The sequence below is a fragment of the Streptomyces sp. NPDC001922 genome, from assembly GCF_042891165.1.
GTDB lineage: Bacteria > Actinomycetota > Actinomycetes > Streptomycetales > Streptomycetaceae > Streptomyces.
The window spans coordinates 288946-305251 of the sequence record NZ_JBIASV010000001.1 but is presented as its reverse complement, the minus strand read 5'-3'; the positions used below and the strand labels follow the sequence as shown (position 1 = coordinate 305251).

16 protein-coding genes, 1 tRNA gene and 2 pseudogenes are annotated in these 16306 nt (G+C 72.0%); 7 read left to right on the top strand and 12 right to left on the bottom strand.

The genetic code is table 11. The features are described 5' to 3' along the window. Nucleotides 1–38 precede the first annotated feature (38 nt). The 4 genes from ACFYYR_RS01315 to ACFYYR_RS01300 all read left to right on the top strand — a co-directional run bounded on the left by ACFYYR_RS01315 (nt 39) and on the right by ACFYYR_RS01300 (nt 5546). Complete coding sequence (locus ACFYYR_RS01315) at nt 39–1196, top strand: HpcH/HpaI aldolase/citrate lyase family protein (protein ID WP_388845491.1); 1158 nt, start codon at nt 39–41, stop codon at nt 1194–1196. 191 nt (nt 1197–1387) lie between these two features. Further along, nucleotides 1388–3910 carry a phosphoribosyltransferase gene (locus tag ACFYYR_RS01310; RefSeq protein WP_388846411.1) on the top strand — a complete coding sequence of 841 codons (2523 nt, stop codon included), beginning with the start codon at nt 1388–1390 and terminating at the stop codon, nt 3908–3910. Further along, nucleotides 3907–4731 carry an HAD family hydrolase gene (locus tag ACFYYR_RS01305; protein WP_388845489.1) on the top strand — a complete coding sequence of 275 codons (825 nt, stop codon included), beginning with the start codon at nt 3907–3909 and terminating at the stop codon, nt 4729–4731. The genes ACFYYR_RS01310 and ACFYYR_RS01305 overlap by 4 nt, the downstream gene beginning before the upstream one ends. Nucleotides 4732–4886: 155 nt before the next feature. Next, entirely contained in the window at nt 4887–5546 is a 660-nt protein-coding gene (locus ACFYYR_RS01300) for an O-methyltransferase (RefSeq protein ID WP_388845486.1), read from the top strand. A 153-nt stretch (nt 5547–5699) separates the two neighbouring features. Here ACFYYR_RS01300 and ACFYYR_RS01295 read toward each other — a convergent pair whose 3' ends face one another. The 4 genes from ACFYYR_RS01295 to ACFYYR_RS01280 all read right to left on the bottom strand — a co-directional run bounded on the left by ACFYYR_RS01295 (nt 5700) and on the right by ACFYYR_RS01280 (nt 9363). Next, entirely contained in the window at nt 5700–5915 is a 216-nt protein-coding gene (locus tag ACFYYR_RS01295; protein WP_388845483.1) for a zinc ribbon domain-containing protein, read from the bottom strand. Nucleotides 5916–6177: 262 nt separating this feature from the next. Then, nucleotides 6178–6798 (bottom strand): DUF4383 domain-containing protein, encoded by a 621-nt coding sequence (locus ACFYYR_RS01290; protein WP_388845480.1) that lies wholly within the window; start codon nt 6796–6798, stop codon nt 6178–6180. Between the two features lie 232 nt (nt 6799–7030). Then, entirely contained in the window at nt 7031–8431 is a 1401-nt protein-coding gene (locus tag ACFYYR_RS01285; protein WP_388845478.1) for a hypothetical protein, read from the bottom strand. 74 nt (nt 8432–8505) lie between these two features. Further along, a complete protein-coding gene (locus ACFYYR_RS01280; RefSeq protein WP_388845475.1) occupies nt 8506–9363 on the bottom strand; it encodes a DUF4097 family beta strand repeat-containing protein in 858 nt (285 codons plus the stop codon). Nucleotides 9364–9768: 405 nt separating this feature from the next. Between ACFYYR_RS01280 and ACFYYR_RS01275 the strand changes: the two genes are divergently transcribed. Beyond that, nucleotides 9769–9843: transfer RNA gene (locus tag ACFYYR_RS01275), tRNA-Val, on the top strand. 280 nt (nt 9844–10123) lie between these two features. Here ACFYYR_RS01275 and ACFYYR_RS01270 read toward each other — a convergent pair. The 4 genes and pseudogenes from ACFYYR_RS01270 to ACFYYR_RS01255 all read right to left on the bottom strand — a co-directional run bounded on the left by ACFYYR_RS01270 (nt 10124) and on the right by ACFYYR_RS01255 (nt 11368). Beyond that, nucleotides 10124–10522 carry a hypothetical protein gene (locus ACFYYR_RS01270; RefSeq protein ID WP_388845473.1) on the bottom strand — a complete coding sequence of 133 codons (399 nt, stop codon included), beginning with the start codon at nt 10520–10522 and terminating at the stop codon, nt 10124–10126. A gap of 147 nt (nt 10523–10669) precedes the next feature. Further along, nucleotides 10670–10827 (bottom strand): annotated as a pseudogene (locus tag ACFYYR_RS01265) (IS5/IS1182 family transposase); the annotation flags it as partial. Nucleotides 10828–10829: 2 nt separating this feature from the next. Beyond that, nucleotides 10830–10937, bottom strand: a pseudogene (locus ACFYYR_RS01260) (transposase); the annotation flags it as partial. A 98-nt stretch (nt 10938–11035) separates the two neighbouring features. After that, on the bottom strand, nt 11036–11368 hold the full coding sequence (locus ACFYYR_RS01255) for a hypothetical protein (protein ID WP_388845470.1): 333 nt from the start codon (nt 11366–11368) through the stop codon (nt 11036–11038). Nucleotides 11369–11651: 283 nt separating this feature from the next. Between ACFYYR_RS01255 and ACFYYR_RS01250 the strand changes: the two genes are divergently transcribed. Continuing rightward, nucleotides 11652–12224 carry a helix-turn-helix domain-containing protein gene (locus ACFYYR_RS01250; RefSeq protein WP_388846409.1) on the top strand — a complete coding sequence of 191 codons (573 nt, stop codon included), beginning with the start codon at nt 11652–11654 and terminating at the stop codon, nt 12222–12224. 12 nt (nt 12225–12236) lie between these two features. Here the strand turns inward: ACFYYR_RS01250 and ACFYYR_RS01245 are convergent, their stop codons facing one another. From ACFYYR_RS01245 to ACFYYR_RS01230, 4 genes are all read right to left on the bottom strand, one after another. Next, on the bottom strand, nt 12237–12965 hold the full coding sequence (locus ACFYYR_RS01245) for a hypothetical protein (RefSeq protein ID WP_388845467.1): 729 nt from the start codon (nt 12963–12965) through the stop codon (nt 12237–12239). A 260-nt stretch (nt 12966–13225) separates the two neighbouring features. Continuing rightward, nucleotides 13226–13435 (bottom strand): hypothetical protein, encoded by a 210-nt coding sequence (locus tag ACFYYR_RS01240; RefSeq protein WP_388845464.1) that lies wholly within the window; start codon nt 13433–13435, stop codon nt 13226–13228. Beyond that, a complete protein-coding gene (locus tag ACFYYR_RS01235) occupies nt 13432–13800 on the bottom strand; it encodes a DUF6415 family natural product biosynthesis protein (RefSeq protein WP_388845461.1) in 369 nt (122 codons plus the stop codon). Before ACFYYR_RS01235 ends, ACFYYR_RS01240 begins: the two co-directional genes overlap by 4 nt. A gap of 113 nt (nt 13801–13913) precedes the next feature. Beyond that, a complete protein-coding gene (locus ACFYYR_RS01230; protein WP_388845458.1) occupies nt 13914–15125 on the bottom strand; it encodes a helix-turn-helix domain-containing protein in 1212 nt (403 codons plus the stop codon). A gap of 671 nt (nt 15126–15796) precedes the next feature. Between ACFYYR_RS01230 and ACFYYR_RS01225 the strand changes: the two genes are divergently transcribed. Then, a complete protein-coding gene (locus ACFYYR_RS01225; RefSeq protein ID WP_388845455.1) occupies nt 15797–16297 on the top strand; it encodes a lamin tail domain-containing protein in 501 nt (166 codons plus the stop codon). Nucleotides 16298–16306: the final 9 nt, after the last annotated feature.

Genomic DNA, 16306 nt, shown 5'->3' with positions numbered 1-16306 from the left:
GATCGAGTCGTCGCACTGTCATCAGCACGGGGGAACGCATGCGTCATTTCGGGCACCTGTCGCCCGGCGTCCGCCAGGGACTGTTCCACCGTGAACCGGCCGAGTTCACCGCGGACTCCCCGGCCCGTACGCTCGCCGCCGCCCTCGGCGCGACGCTCTACAGCCCCGCGACCCGTCCCCGGCTCGCCGAGGACGTGCTCAAACAGGCGGCCCGCGGTGTGGTGTCCATGGTGCTGTGCCTGGAGGACTCCATCAGCGACACCGAGGTCGCGGCCGCCGAGGACAACCTGGTCCGGCACCTCACCGCCCTCCACCACGACGTACAGGACCACCCCCTGCTCTTCGTCCGCGTCCGGGAGCCGGGGCAGATCCCCGACCTCGTGCACCGGCTCGGCCCCGCCGTGCGGACCCTGTCCGGATTCGTGCTGCCGAAGTTCACCGAGGAGCGCGGGGTGCCCTTCCTGGAGGCGCTGACCGCGGCCGAGGCGGACTGCGGGCGGCGGCTCTTCGCCATGCCCGTCCTGGAGTCGCCGGAACTGCTGCACCTGGAGAGCCGCCCCGAGACGCTGGCCGGTATCCGGCGGACCGTCGACAAGTACCGCGACCGCGTCCTGGCGCTGCGGCTCGGTGTCACCGACTTCTGCTCCGCCTACGGACTGCGCCGCCCGCCCGACATGACCGCCTACGACGTCCAGATCGTCGCCTCGGTGATCGGCGACGTGGTGAACACCCTCGGCCGGGCGGACGGCACCGGCTACACCGTGACCGGGCCGGTCTGGGAGTACTTCCGGCTCCAGGAGCGGATGTTCAAGCCGCAACTGCGGCGCAGTCCGTTCACCGGGCGGGCCGAGGAGCTGCGCACCGCGCTCATCGAGCACGACCTGGACGGGCTGCTGCGGGAGATCGAGCTGGACCGGGCCAACGGTCTGCAGGGCAAGACCTGCATCCACCCCTCGCACGTCACCCCCGTCCATGCGTTGTCCGTGGTCAGCCATGAGGAGTTCAGCGACGCAGCGGACATACTGAAACCGGAACGCTGTGGCGGCGGAGTGCTGCGGTCGGCGTACACGAACAAGATGAACGAGGTGAAGCCGCACCGGGCGTGGGCCGAGCGCACGCTCCTGCGGGCCGAGGTCTTCGGGGTGGCCCGGGAGGACGTGGGCTTCGTCGAACTGCTCGCCGCGGGGCTGACGTGACGGCTGCGGGCCGCGGCGGGCGGACGAGGGTGAGTGGCGGGCCGGGAACCGGTTCTCCGGGGAAAGGTTCCTCCGGGACCGGGGCGCCTCCCGGGAGGGCGGCGGCGGACGGTGTGGCTGCCGCGGACATGACGGAATACGGGCCGGTCGTCGACAGGACGGCCGCCGACAGGACGGGAGAACGGCGCGGCATGGTGTGGTCGGGACAGTGGGTCGCGGACCGGCTGGGTGTGGAGCTCACCGGGGACGAGGAGCTGACCGGCCTGCTGGGCCTGGCGCTGCGCCGCAACCCCAAACGGGCCCACCTCCTCGTCTCCGACGTCCTCGGCAAGCACGTGCCGCAGCGGCCGGACGCCGTCCACGGAGCGGGCTTCGGGCTGGGCCGGCGGGTACGCGAGCTGCTTGGCGAGGAGGCCGCCGCGCGGGCCGTCGTCCTGGGCTACGCGGAGACCGCCACCGGCCTCGGCCACTCGGTGGCCGACGGGCTGGGCACCGCGCCCTGTCTGCACTCCACCCGCCGACCGGTGGCCGGGGTCGGGCCGGCCGCCGAGTTCCAGGAGGCCCACAGCCACGCCACCGACCACCTGCTGCTGCCCGAGGACCCGGAGCTGCTGACCGGGGACGGCCCGCTGGTCCTGGTCGACGACGAGTTCTCCACCGGCAACACCGTCCGCAACACCATTCGCTCGCTGCACGCCCGCCACCCGCGTGACCACTACGTGGTGGTCGCCCTCGTCGACATGCGGTCGGCCGAGGACCGGGAGCGGCTCGACGCCTTCGCCGCGGGGCTCGGCGCCCGGGTGGACCTGGTCGCCCTGGCCGCGGGTGGTGTCCGGCTGCCCGAGGACGTCCTGGACCGGGGCCGCCGGCTCGTCGAGGAGTACGAGACACCGCCGCCCGCGCCCGCGGACGCGCACGCGGCGGTCCGCGTCGACCTGGGCTGGCCCGCGGGCCTCCCGGACGGCGGGCGGCACGGCTTCACCCCCGCCCACCGGGACGCGCTCGACCGGGCCCTCCCGGACATGGCCGCCCGGATCGCCGCGGCCCTGCCCGCGGGGGCCCGGCGGGTGCTCGTCCTCGGCTTCGAGGAGCTGATGTACGCGCCGCTGCGGCTGGCGCAGGCCCTGGACCGGGCGGTGGACGCGGAGGTCCGCTACTCCACCACGACGCGCTCCCCGGTCCTCGCCGTCGACGACCCCGGATACGCGATCCGCACCCGGCTCGTCTTCGGCGACCACGACGCCCCGGCGGACGGCCCCGGGCACCGCTACGCCTACAACGTCGCCCCCGGCAGCGACCCCGGCCGCCGCTTCGACGCGGTCGTCACCGTGGTCGACTCCGTCGGCGACACCCCCGAACTCCACGCCCCCGGCGGCCTGCTGGCGCATCTGGCCCCGCACACCGACCGGGTGCTGCTCGCCGTGGTGCCCTCGTACGTCCCCGCCCCGGCGCGCAGCCGCACCGCGCCCGGCGGCGAGCGGCGGGACGATGGCCGACACCAGGACGACATCCCGGCGGCGGCACCGACGTCACCCGGCGCCGGCCGCACCGGGGCCCTCCCGGAACCGCTGCGCGGACCCGCCTTCTCGTCCTACGCCCCCGACGACGTCGGCTGGCTGCTCCAGGACTTCTCCGAAGCCGCACTGGAGGCGCCCACCGAGGAGCGGGAGGAGGCCATCCAGCGCGGCGGCGCCCACTACGCGGAGTCGCTGCCCGTCGAGTACCAGCCCAACGCCGCCTACCAGGACCTCTTCCGCTCCGCGCTGGACACCTCCGCCGCCCGGATCGCCCGCGCGGTCGGCACCGTCACCGAGACCGTCCTCGCCGAACGCGGCGGCGCGGACCGCCGGGGCGGCGGCCCGGTCCTGGTGTCGCTGGCGCGCGCCGGAACCCCCGTCGGCGTCCTCATGCGCCGCTGGGCCCGGCACGCCCACGGCCTCGACCTCCCGCACTACGCCATCTCCATCGTGCGCGGCCGGGGCATCGACACCACGGCGCTGCGCTGGCTGGCGGCCCACCACGACCCGGCCGACGTCGTCTTCGTCGACGGCTGGACCGGCAAGGGCGCCATCACCCGCGAACTGGCCGCCGCCGTCGCGCCCTTCCCCGGATTCGACCCGGAGGTCGCGGTGCTCGCCGACCCGGGCCGCTGCGTCCGCACCTACGGCACCCGCGAGGACTTCCTCATCCCCTCCGCCTGCCTCAACTCCACGGTCTCCGGCCTGGTCTCGCGGACCGTTCTGCGCGCCGACCTCGTCGGGCCGGACGACTTCCACGGCGCGAAGTTCTACCGCGAACTGGCCGGATCCGATGTCTCCGGCCTCTTCCTCGACACCGTCGCCGCCCGCTTCGACGAGGTCACGGACGACGCCGCCCGCGACGCCAAGGAGCTCATGGCCGCCGACCGCACCCCCACCTGGGAGGGCTGGGCCGCCGTGGAGCGGATCAGCGAGCAGTACGGCATCCACGACGTGAACCTCGTCAAACCCGGCGTCGGCGAGACCACCCGCGTCCTGCTGCGCCGCGTCCCCTGGCGGATCCTCGCGCGCCGCGGCGCGGGCGCCGACCTGGACCACGTACGGCTCCTCGCCGAGCAGCGCGACGTACCGGTCGAGGAGGTCGACGGCCTGCCCTACACCTGCGTCGGCCTGATCCACCCCCGCTACACCCGCGGGGCGACCGGCACCGACGGCCGGGCGGTGAACGCGTCATGACCCCGGCTCCCACCGCCCCCGTCCTGGTCGCCAGCGACCTCGACCGCACCCTGATCTACTCCGCCGCCGCCCTCGGGCTCGACATGCCCGACGACCGGGCCCCCCGGCTGCTCTGCGTCGAGGTCTACCAGCATCAGCCGCTCTCCTACGTGACGGAGACGGCGGCCGGCCTCCTCGCCGAACTGGCCCGCGCCGCGGTCTTCGTGCCCACCACCACCCGCACCCGGGAGCAGTACGGCCGCATCCGCCTGCCCGGCCCCGCCGCCCGGTACGCGATCTGCGCCAACGGCGGACACCTCCTGGTGGACGGCGTGTCCGACCTCGACTGGCAGGCCCACGTCCGCGGCACCCTGGACTCCGGCTGCGCCCCGCTCGCCGCCGTCCGCGAGCACCTGGTGCGCTCCGCCGATCCGTCCTGGCTGCTCAAGGAGCGGGTCGCCGAGGACCTCTTCGCCTATCTCGTCGTCGACCGGGCGCTGCTCCCCGACCGCTGGGTCAAGGACCTCGCCGACTGGGCCGAGGAACAGGGCTGGACCGTCTCGCTGCAGGGCCGCAAGGTCTACGCCGTGCCGAAGCCGCTCACCAAGAGCGCCGCGCTCGCCGAGGTCGTGCGCCGCACGGGTGCCGGCGAGGTCCTCACGGCCGGGGACTCGCTCCTCGACGCGGACCTGCTGCTCGCCGGCGACCGGGGCTGGCGTCCCGGCCACGGCGAACTGGCCGACACCGGCTGGACCGCTCCCCAGGTCACCGCACTCGGGCTGCGCGGGGTGGCCGCCGGGGAGGAGATCCTGCGGGAGATGCTGCGGGCCGTCACCGGGTGAGGCCGGACGCCGTCCGGCGGTGGGGCGGCGCATGTCCGTCGACGGGGCGCGCTGGTCCGTCGGTGACGTCGCACGCCGTTCGTCGTCACCGGCGGCCGTGCGGGCCGTCTCCCGAAGAGGCTGCACGCCGTCTCCGGGTGAGCCAGGATGACGGCATGGCTGAGTCGAAATCGAACCCGCTGACCCAGGAGCTCTACGACTACGTGCTCGCGCACAACCCGCCGCTCGACCCGGTGCAGCGGGAGCTCGTCGAGACCACGCACACCGCCCTCGCCGACGTCGCCGGCCTCCAGGTGGCCGAGGAACAGGGCCCGTTGCTGGCCTTTCTGGTACGGCTCACCGGCGCCCGGCACATCGTGGAGATCGGCACCTTCACGGGCCTGTCGACCCTGTCCATGGCCGAGGCGCTGCCGCCCGGCGGCCGGGTGATCGCCTGTGACGTCTCGGAGGAGTGGACCGCGTACGGCCGCGCGGCCTGGGCGAAGGCCGGGGTGGCCGACCGCGTCGACCTGCGGATCGCGCCCGCCCTCGACACCCTGCGCGGCATGCCCGAGGAGCCGCACATCGACATGGCGTTCCTGGACGCCGACAAGGAGAACTACATCCCGTACTGGGAGGAACTGGTGCCCAGGATGCGGCAGGGCGGCCTGCTGGTCGTGGACAACGTGCTCTTCCACGGCCAGGTCCCCGACCCGGCCGCCACCGGCGCCGCGGCCTCGATCCGGGCGTTCAACGACCATGTGCTCGCGGACGACCGCATGGAGTCGGTGCTGGTCACCATCGCTGACGGCCTGACGCTGTCCCGCAAGCGCTGACGCGACGAACCGCGCGCCGGCCGGCCGGAGCTACCGGCCGGTCCGGGAGGCGGCGAGGGGCCCGGGCATCCGTGGCGGTCACGGGCACGCCGACTGCCCGGGCCGCCCCGGACAGTGGTGACGGCCGCCGCGGAGGGCAGCGGTGGCGTCCGGTCAGCCGCAGCAGCCGCCACCGCAGCAGCCGCCCCCGCCGCCACCGGAGGGCGCGGCCGGGGCCGAGGCGGTGCCGCCCACGGCGACGGTGGACAGCAGCTTCACCGTGTCCTGGTGGCCGTCCGGGCAGGTGGCGGGCGCGTCGGACTCGGCCATCGGGCGGTTGAGCTCGAAGGTGGTCCCGCAGGAGCGGCAGCTGTACTCGTAGCGAGGCATGGCCCCAGAGTATCCGCCCCGGTCGGGGAGCGGTGGCCCTCGACGGCCCTCCGGCGCAGTTGGCCGGAACGCTCGGCCGGGGCGGCCGGAACCGGCGCCCGGGACCCGTCCCGGTCCCGGCTCGTGCGTCCGCACACCGGCCGTCCCGTTCCGGACTTCCCCGTTCCGTCCGCCGTCGTCCGTCGTCCGTCGTTCGTCGTCCGTCCGCCGTCGTCCGTCTTCCGTTGTTCGCCGTCCGCCGTCCGCCGTTCGCCGTCCGCCGTCAGTCGCGCTGCCGGGCCTGGATGCTCAGCCGGGTCGCCTTGGCGCGCAGCGCCGCCTGCTCCCGCTCGGCCTGTTCGGGGTGCCGGGACCGCCAGTACGGGTTGTCGTGCGGCAGCGTCAGACTCACCCGCCCCCACATCCCGAAGATCATCAGGGCGATGCCGACCACAAAGCTGAACAGGACGTTCTGGATGCGGAACGCCAGGAAGTTGACGTCGGTCTCCAGCAGCGCGAGATTGACGAACCCGCTGAGCAGGAACCCCACGCTGATCACGATGTTCAGGGTCGAGGCGAAGTTCCCGCCGATCACCATGCCGACGAAGAGCAGCACGCCCACGACGACCGACAGCACGCTCAGCGCACCGTTGGTGTTCAGCCCGGCCACCGTGTCACCGCCGGTGTCGAACACCCCGATGTTGCCGGTGAGTCCCACGATGCCGAACGCCAGCAGCACCAGCCCCATGACCCCGGCGCCCACCCGGTAGACCTTGCTCAGACGGTGGTCCACGGGCAGGTGCTCGTCGAGGCGGATCCTCCGGCGGCGCGCGGACCGGTCGCTCCGTGCGTTCTCACCGCTGCCTGCCGTGGGGTCGCTCCGTGCGGTGGGGTCGGCGGCCATGGAACCGCCTCCTTCCCGGTCGCGAGCACGGGCGCGTACCGGGCCGCGCCCACTCCCAGGATCCGTTGCTCCCGCGCACCCCGCCACCGAGCGGGACCGGCGGGGACACGGACCAGCGGTGACAGGGACCGGCAGGGACCAGCGCGGCAGGGACCGCCCGCTGCCGGGCGCTGCGGGGTACGAAAGCCTGGCCGCGGGGGACGAAGCCGGGCCGCAGAGGAGGCGGAGATGCCTAGGAAGCGCTCCCGTGTCCCAGGTCCTCGCGGATCCCGGCCACCACCCGCGCCACGGTCCGCCGGACGCCCTCGGTCTCCGTCAGGAAGTGCCAGTAGTCCGGGTGCCGGCCCTCCAGGCCCGCCACGGCCCGGTCCAGCCGGGCCACCGCGTCGTCCAGGGGACGCGCGTGCCGGGGGTCCGGCGTGCTGCGCCCCGCCATCGCGAGCCGCTGCGCGTCCCGGATCGCGAACCGCGTCCGCTCCACCTCCCGCGAGGGGTCGGTGGACACCTCGTCCAGCCGCCGCAGCCGGTCACCGGCGGCCGACACCGCGTCGTCCGTGGTGTTCAGCAGCGCCCGGACCGTGCTGAGCAGCGACGTCGCGTCCGGCCAGCGCTGGTCGTCGCGGGCGGCCTGCGCCTCCTTGAGCTTCTCCTCGGCCTGGGCGACGGACCGCGCCGCCTGCTCCGGCACGGGCTGGAGGTCCTGCCAGCAGGCGGCGCTGTACCGGCGGCGCAGCTCGCTGAGCGCCGGCTCGACCCCTTCGGACCGGGTGGTCAGCGCCTGGGCCCGGGTGCGCAGCGACACCAGCCGGCGGTCGATCTCGGCGGCCTTCTCGGGCAGCCGCTCGGCCTCGCTGCGCACGGCCTCCGCACCCCGCAGCACCTCGTCCGCGCGGCGGATCGTCTCCTGGACACCGTGCTGCCCCGCCCCCTGGTTGAGCTTGGTCAGCTCGGGGGAGAGCGCGGCGAGCCGGGCCGCGAGATCGTCGGCCCGCAGTCCGGAGGCGCGCACCTCGTCGAGGGCGCGGGTGGCGGCGAGCAGTGCCTGCCGGGCCCGTTCGACCGCGGGTGCCAGCCGCGCGAGTTGCGTCTCGGCCTTCTCCAGCAGCGGCCCGAGCCCGTGGGCGAACCGGTCGAGGTCGACCTTGACCAGCTCCAGCTCGTTCCTGGCCCGGGTCAGGTCGTCCCGGGCGCGTGCGGCGGCGGCCGGCTCCAGGTCGTCGCGGTCCAGGTCGTGCGCGTCCACGGCACCGATGTAGGCACCGCTGACGTCGTCGATGCGCCGGCCCAGGGTCCGGAACTCCTCGACGGCCCGCCGCGCGGCGGGGGAGTCGTCCACGGCGGAGATCGTCTCGATGGAGATCCGCAGGTCGCGCTGGGCGGTGTCGAGCTCGTAGAAGGAGGCGGCAGCGGCGTCCTTGGCGGTCTGCGCGTCGGCCCGCTGGTTCTCGCCGCGGCCCCACCAGCGGCGGGTGCCGCCGCCCGCGAACGCCGCGGACGCGGTGACGGCCAGCAGCGCCAGCGGAACGGTGACGAGGGTGAGCACGTCCCGGAGGACACCTGCTCGGTCCGGCGGCTCGGGGGTGCGACGGTCGCGTGCTCGTTGCGTGTGCGGCTGCTGTGGTGTCGCCGTCACATCCCTCTCCCGTGCTCTTCCGCCCCTGCCCGGTGTCATTCTCCCACCCGGCAGGGACGAACACACGGGCCTGGTCAGTTCCCCGTACGCACCGTGATGTCGCCGTTGTCGCTGCGGGCGGTGACGGTGTGCCCGCTCCGGTCGCTCCGCGGCACCGAGACGTCGGTGTCGCCGTTGTCGGTGCCGGCCGTGACCCGGTACCGGGCGCGCGGCAGCTCGACATCGGTCCCGCCGTTGTCGGTACCGGTCTCGACCCGGTCGGGCACCCGGGTGAAGGCGAGCCGCACGTCTCCGTTGTCGGACCGCGCCGAGACCCGCCGGGCCCCGATGCCGGTGGCCGAGACGCCGCCGTTGTCGCTGCTGAGGTCGAGCCGCCCACGGCTGCCCGTCACCCGTACAGTGCCGTTGTCCGACGCCAGCGTCAGCGGGGTGCCGAAGTCCTTCGCCGTGAGATCCCCGTTGTCCCCCTTGACGGTCACCACCGCCGCACGGGGCACCTTGATCACATGCCGGGCGTCGCAGGTGCTGATCAGCCCGTCGCAGTCGACGCCGATCCGCAGCTCGCCACCCTGCATCCGCCAGTAGCGCTCCACGTCCCCGCCGACCGCGGTCCAGCCCTTGAACCACCGGGTGACCTCGATCTTCTCCACATCGGCGGGCACCAGCTCGACGTCCGTGTTCTCCGCGACGACGGTCAGGGCGTGCCCCCGGAAGGCGAAGTCGCGCCGCTCGGGCGCGTTGTCCTCCGCGGCATCCGCACTGCCGCAGCCGGTGGCGGCCACGGCGAGCAGCAGCGCCCCACCGAGCGCGACAACCGACCGGCCGGCGCGGCCACGGGGCGTACGGATCCCGGCGCGGGCGGGCGTGCGGGCGTCGGTGTGCGTACGGGCGTCGGCGGTGTGGAGGTGGGGCGGACGGTGGCGGAGAGCCACGGTGATCTCCCGGGAAGCTGGTAGCGACGAGGACGAAGAGGTGTCGGCGGCGAGGACGAAGGGTGGTAGCGAAGGACGAGAAACGAAAAACGCTCCTTGACTGTATGGAGTCGGACATGTGCGGCGGCATCCGGCGGCCCACCGGGGGCGGGGTGGGGATAACCCGAGGTCCGGGGGCTCTCCCGGGGGCCGACCGTGGGTCCGGGGCATGCGGGGCATGCAGGGCGGGCGGGGCAGGAGGGGAGCGGGCTCCGTCCGGGTCGGGGCGGGCGCCGCGCTTCCCGGCCGGGAGGCCGAGCTGCCGGGCCGCCGGAGGCTGGGAGTGAGGGCCAGGGGTGCCCGGCCCTGCCCGGCAACGGTTTGGAGCTCCGGCCCGGGGGCCATGTAGTCTGTCAGCTCATCCCAGGGCGCATAGCTCAGCGGTAGAGCGCTGCTCTTACAAAGCAGATGTCACAGGTTCAAATCCTGTTGTGCCCACCAGCCAGAAGACCCCCGGCCGATCATGGCCGGGGGTCTTCTGACATCCACGTCTGACAGCAACGGCAGCGGTCAGCCGGAGCCGGGACGACGCTTCAGCATCCGGTCGAGGTGGCTCACCGCCTCACGCCGGTGTCCTGCACGACGTGTGTGCAGACGTTTCATGTTCGGCTGGGAAACCCCAGCCGAGCGCCTGTCCCGACTGCTCGCGCGACCGATCACGCCGTCAACATGAGGCAACGACTCCTGATTACTCTCCGACGAGGGAGTGCAGCGCCGATACTCAAGCGTCTTGAATCCGTGCTTGCAGACGTTCGGTGAGCACAACATCATGCGAAAGCCGCTCCAGCTCCTGCGCTTCCACATCCACGCCCTGCTGCTTGAGGATGTCGGCCAGGGAACTCCAGTGGCCGGCCGCCATCTGCTCATGCGTTTCGCCGTCGTTCGGCTCGTCCGGTCCGACCACCATCCGGGCGTCGTTCTCGATGTCCTCGGCCGAGATCCGCAGCTGGGTGTCCGTTGGAGCCGATGAGCTCCAACCCCACCCGCGGTCATTGAGCAACACCAGGCTGCGGCCATCCGCAAGTACCACCTCAAGCCGTGCCGTCACCGACACGTGCCGAGCGCCCGTGGCGCCTTCATCCAGATCGACGTGAGTGACCAAACGAGTCACAGCAGTCACGTTGCCTTCCTCTCGGCTCACCAACTCCTGGCCCGAGCCGTTGCTGAATGGTCACGATGTCCAGGACTGGCTTCTGGCATACCCGCGCGCTTCCTGGACCGGCCTCCATCAGCAACCGACCATCTACCCTGGCTGCAACTTTCGGATACCGCGGCGGCGGAGATGCGCGCGGCCGACGGGTTCAGAGCGGCCGAGTGCCCCTTTTCCCGGGCGCCGGCGGCGTGCTGGTGAGCCCGGCAGACGGTGGAGTCCACCGACACGGTCCAGCCGACCTCGTCGTTGGCATCCGCCGCGGCCAGGACGGTTAGCAGGTCCGGTGCTTCCACGCGATGGCCTCAAGGGTGCGGCGGTGGTCACCCCACTGCCGCCCACGGACCGGATCGGCCGGCATCAGCGGCTCGATCCGGTCCCACATGGCATCAGTGATCACTCATCGGACGGGACACATCCGATCAACTGACCAACCCATCAAAGAGGCACGCTCTAGTCGTGCCGCTGAAGAGAGGTGCCCTGTCACCAGGAGATGCAGGTCTCCGGGACCCAACCGTGATTGCCTCGATATGTGACCTCGGTCCACATGTCATAGGTCTTCCCGCAGCGCTTGTACTTCTGGCCCTCCATGCCGCCCAAGAAGCAGCCCGTCTTTCCCCTGGGGAAGAGTGCGACAGCGGGGCTGGAAGTCTTTCGCGACTTGCGGATCCGGAGAGTCTCCTTGGCCTTGAGTGTGTCGAGGGAGCACTTGGCACTGGCCTTGACGGGCGCGGCGTTGGCCGACGCGGTCAGCCCGATCGAGGCGACGGCGAGTGCGGCGACGGCCGCCGCGGTGGCAATTCGATTCCTGATCACGTGTTCTCTTTCAACGTCGGTGCTCTGGCGGTCAGCAGTTCCGCGACACGGCGGCAGCATCGAAGGCCGCGGACGCACGCGGGGGCGGGGCGCCCGGCGCTTGGGCGGACGCCCCGCGCGTTCCCTGCTCGGGCATGGTGGAAGGGTGGTCGAATGACCACCCACAGGCTAACGCACGATCACGCGCATTAGAAGCTCTTCCAGGGCCGGGCCACTGGCCAACAGGGCGGAACCCAGCGTCCTGAGTCGGAAGTTCACGGGCGGTTGCAGGGCGGGGTGATGGCTGGTCCGAAGCCGCTGTCGCTGGAGTTGTCCGATCACGAACGCAGGCTGCTGCGGGGCTGGTTGTGCAAGCAGACGGCACATCAGGCCCTGGTGCTGCGGTCGAGGATCGTGCCGGCGTGCGCGCAGGGCCTACCGAACGCGCAGGCCGCGCAGGATCTCGCGAGAGACCGTACGCAAGTGGCGGTCCCGGTTCACCGCGGACCGGCTGGAGGGCCTGGTGGACCGCCCGCGTTCGGGTGCCCGGCGAAGGATCACGGACGGGCAGGTCGAAGCCCTGGTCGTCAGGACGCTGGATCAGGCGCCACCGACGGGTGATTCGCACTGGTCGACGCGTTCGATGGCCCGGACGGCGGGGATGTCGCAGTCGGCAGTCTCGCGGATCCGGCGGGCATCGCACATCGTGGAGACCTGGAAGCTGTCAACCGGTCCGCAGTTCGTGACCACGGTCCGCGACGTGGTGGGCATCTACCTCGCCCCGCCCGAGAATGCCCTGGTCCTGGCGGTGGACGAGCTGGACGAAACCCGCCGACGACACCCTCGACACCCTCACCGCATAATGCACACGAACTAACGACTCAGGACACTAGCGGGCGAGATCCTCCAGCCCCTCGTGTCCCACACCCGGGGCGCTCAGGGCCAGCCAGCCGTGGCCGCGGATCTCGGCGTCCTCGTCGACCGGGGTCGGGTGCACGGACAAGTACTCGCACGCCGTCATCGCGTAAGTCGTCCCCGCGTTGGGTTCGGCCTCGTCGAATTCCGGGTCGAAGTCCTCGTCGTCGACGGCCCGGGTCTCCCACGGCAAGGGATCGCCCACCCACTCGGGGCTGCTCTCACGTGCGTACCGGCGCCGGATCCGGCCCGCTTCGGCGACCACCCAGACATCCGCTCCGCCCGCGATGTCCTCGAAGAACATCTGGGCCTCGCCGCAGTGGGCGCTCAAGCGCTCCACGGCGCCCATCATGTCGTCCCAGTCCCAGCCCACAGCGCTGTCGAGGTTGCCGTATATCAGGCGCCAGCCGTCGATTTCAGGAGTGACGAAGACGGGGACGGCGTCCGACCGGAACGGCAGGTCGGACACGTCGAGCCCCTCGGAGAAGGTGACCGGGACCGGATCGTGGAGACCGAGCGCCGCGAACAGACCCTCGTAGCTCTTGCCGGGCACCACGTACCACCAACTGGTGGGCAGATAGAACGGCGGCTTCTCGTCCACCGCCTTGAGCAGGGCGCGGCGCGCCAGCAGCGTCTTGTCCCGCTCGTCCAGCCGGTCGGTGAATCCGGCTTCCAACAGGGTGCTCAGGCGACTCTCGATCATGGTCCGGGAGCCTACCTGCGGGGACGGACACGCTCCGGCCGCAGCCGGTGAGGGCTGCAGATCGCATCGGGCAGGTACCGCATGGTGACCCCCTGTGCTGTATCGGCGCCCGGTCCCTCCGGGCACCGGTCGTGCACTGCCTGGCCCTGGTGGGCCGCCCGTTCCGGCCGGGGTCCGGCCAAGGAATCGGCCGGAGCGGGTCTCAAGGGGCTGCCGACGGAGGGGGAACGCCGCCGGCAGCCCGGTCTCGGGTGCACCTCTCAGGTGCGGCGCCGTTCATAGACGGGGCAGCCGTTCATGGCCGGATCGAACGGACGCAGCCGGTAGATGCGCATGCAGTCAGGGCAGGCGTACTGGATCGCGCCGGGCCCGCTGCCGGTCTCGATGACGGCGATGAGGGTGGGTTGATCGGTCCGCCCGGTGCACCAGGTGCACCACTGGCCGGTAGGGATCGGATCTTCGGCGCTCATGTGCGCTCCTGGTGTTCGGCCAGGAGCCACTGGCAGTCGCGGGCCAGGGTGGTGACCTGGATGTGCGCGGAGAGCGGGCCGTCACCGAGGCCCTGTCCGGCCTGGTGCCGGATGCCGTCGATGCGTGCGCGGCGGGTGTACCACGCCAGACTGCCGCGCCAGAGCCGGTCGGTGGCGGCGTCTGCCGCGGGCAGAAGGGCGGTGATGTGCTCGCGGAGGGTGGCTTCGAGGCGAGTGAGTTCGTCTGGGTCGAGGCGGCCGGTGCCGGTGAGTAAGGCCCGGTCGATCGCGGCCTGGACGGTGGCCCGGTCGATGGGGGAGGGGTCGGCCGCCGCGCCCGGCGGCCGACCCTGAGAGGACGTCATGGTCGGCTCCATGTACGGACTGTGTGCTTGCAGTCACATACTGCCGACAGGGGAAGGCCCTGGTGTTCACAGGCTGTGAACACCAGGGTCCTTGACCGGCCGTCAGTGGAGCGCTACACGCCGCACCACAGGGAGAAGTCCCGCAGTGGGTCCGGGACGCGTGCCTGTGCCCGGCGCAGTGCTGCCGCCGTCTCGTGCACCTGCGGGTGATGCCGTGTCATCTGCGGGGCCACCTCCCGGGCCTTCACCAGTGAGGCGAATGCCTCGTCATGCCGGGCGGTCCACACCTGGGCCCGGGCCAAGTCGATGTAGAAGTGTCCGGCCCTGCCCGGCGGGTAGTCCTCCGGGATGGTCACCTTGGCCGCATGCTTCAGCGCCAGGCCGTGTTTGTCCTGGTCGGCGGCTGCCGCCACCGCATGCAACCGGACATTGGTCGGGCCGAAGGCCAGCTCGTAGAAGCTGGTTTCTCCGGTGCCCCGGGCCAGTCCGCGCGCTTCGTCCAGCCAGGTGTCAGAAGCCTCTTTGTCGCCCCGCCGGGAGGACAGGATCGACCCCTTGAGGTGGAGCGCGCCGAGGACGGCACGGGTCTGCGGAGCCCCGTCGTCATCGAGGTCCCGCAGCGCCTGGTTCACCAGGCGAAGCCCGATGTCGACCCCCGGCCGGCCGCTCTCGACGCTGGTCTGGGCGCGCATCCATCGTTCGACCGCCACCTGCCGTGGGTCGCCGGACTCCAGGGCGACCTGGGCCATCCGGGAGAGGGCGAGCCGCGCGAGATGCATCTCGCCGACCCGGTACGCCACCCGCCACACGCCGCGCGCGGCCTCGGCCTGGAGGTTGTGCAGCTCCTCGCGGGTCCGGCCGGTCCGGTCGTGGAGGTGAATGGCGTGGGTGATCTCGGCGATCAGCGGTGGCAGGGTCTCCGCCAGGCCGCCGAGGTCGGCGGCGGCGCGCATCGTGACGGTGTGCATGATGGCGGCGCGCAATTCGTCCACCGGACGTGGCGGGGGCGCGGCCGGATCCGGGGCGAGGTCCCAGTTGTCGAGCGCGCTGCCGAGCGGCTCCATCATGCGGTCTATACGGTCCTGCTGCATCTGCTCGCGATAGGGCTGGCCCCGCAGATGGGAGACGCCCACGTCGAGAGCGCGGGCGACGGAGGCCACGATCTCCTCGCCGGCGCTCCGGTCCCCTTTCTCGATCATGGAGAGCATGGAGGCGGAGACGTGGGAGCGCTGGCCGAGCTGTCGTAGTGAGTAGCCGCGGACGGCTCGCAGTTCCGCGATCCGCCGCCCGATTCCACCGGTGGGTTCGTCGGTGCCGTAGGGCATGCTGAACTCCGTTCTGACCTAGACATTCAGAACGGTACTCCTGGGCGGGCGGCGAACAGGCTTTGCTGTGCACGGGGTTGGCCTGTTTTGGAAGCGTGAACGTGACCCTTCCCTGCCCCGAGTCGGGCGGTGTCGCGTGGGCCCCGACCGGTCCGCCCCTCAGGCGCCGCCGCCGGCGCCACGCACCCCTCTCGACTGAGCACGAGCGGCCGGTTCTTCCGTACTCCTCGGTGGGCTCGTCGTTCTCCCGGCCGTCTCCGTACTCCGAACGGGTGGGTGTCCCCGCCCTTGGTGGAGGCTCCCGAGGGGTGGATGAGTGCTTCGGATGCCCCGACGCGGCTCGGCGCCGCGTCGGCGCTACGCCGTTCGGGTGATGGTCGCCTGTTACGTGCCGCGGGGTCCTCAGGTCGCCCGGGGGGTGTGCCGATGACGGGGAAGAGGCGGTGTCGAAGCCTCGGGGGGCTTGTCCCATATGGGTGGGTGTAGGGGCCACGGCATTGAGGTGTGCCGCGCGCCGGGGTCGTGCGCCTTAGCGCACTGTTGTTGCGTGAATGTCCGTGTTGTGTAACACGCAATGGTTTAGTGCTCTACCAGCCCCTCGGCGGCCCCAATCTGGTCTGGCCCGGCCATCCGGTCGGGATGAACCACCTGGTCATGGGCCTTCTTTGGCCATGCCTGCACACGGAAAGCAGGGGATCAACATGTCCCGCACCGCTCGTACCCTCACCGCAACGGCCCTGATCACCGGGGCGATGCTGACTGCCGCCGCGATGCCGGCCTCTGCCCATCAGGACGACCGCCGTCACCGCGGGCTGGAGATCGGGCAGGTCCAGTACGACGCTCCCGGCCCGGACCGTCGTAACGACCGCTCGCTCAACAGCGAGTTCTTCACCGTCGTCAACAACGGATGGCACGCGGTCCAGCTCCGCAACTACACGGTGAGCGACCGGGACGGCCACACCTACACCTTCGACCGGCTGCGGCTGCGCCGCGGCCAGGAGGTCACGGTGCACACCGGCCACGGCCGTGACCACCGCTGGCACCGTTACCAGGACTCCAACCGTCACCTGTACGACAACAACCGCGGCAGCCTGACCCTGCGCACCGACGGTGGCAACCGGGTCGACCAGTGCCGCTGGGGCCGTGGCGACGGCGGTCACACCGACTGCTGACACCCGCTC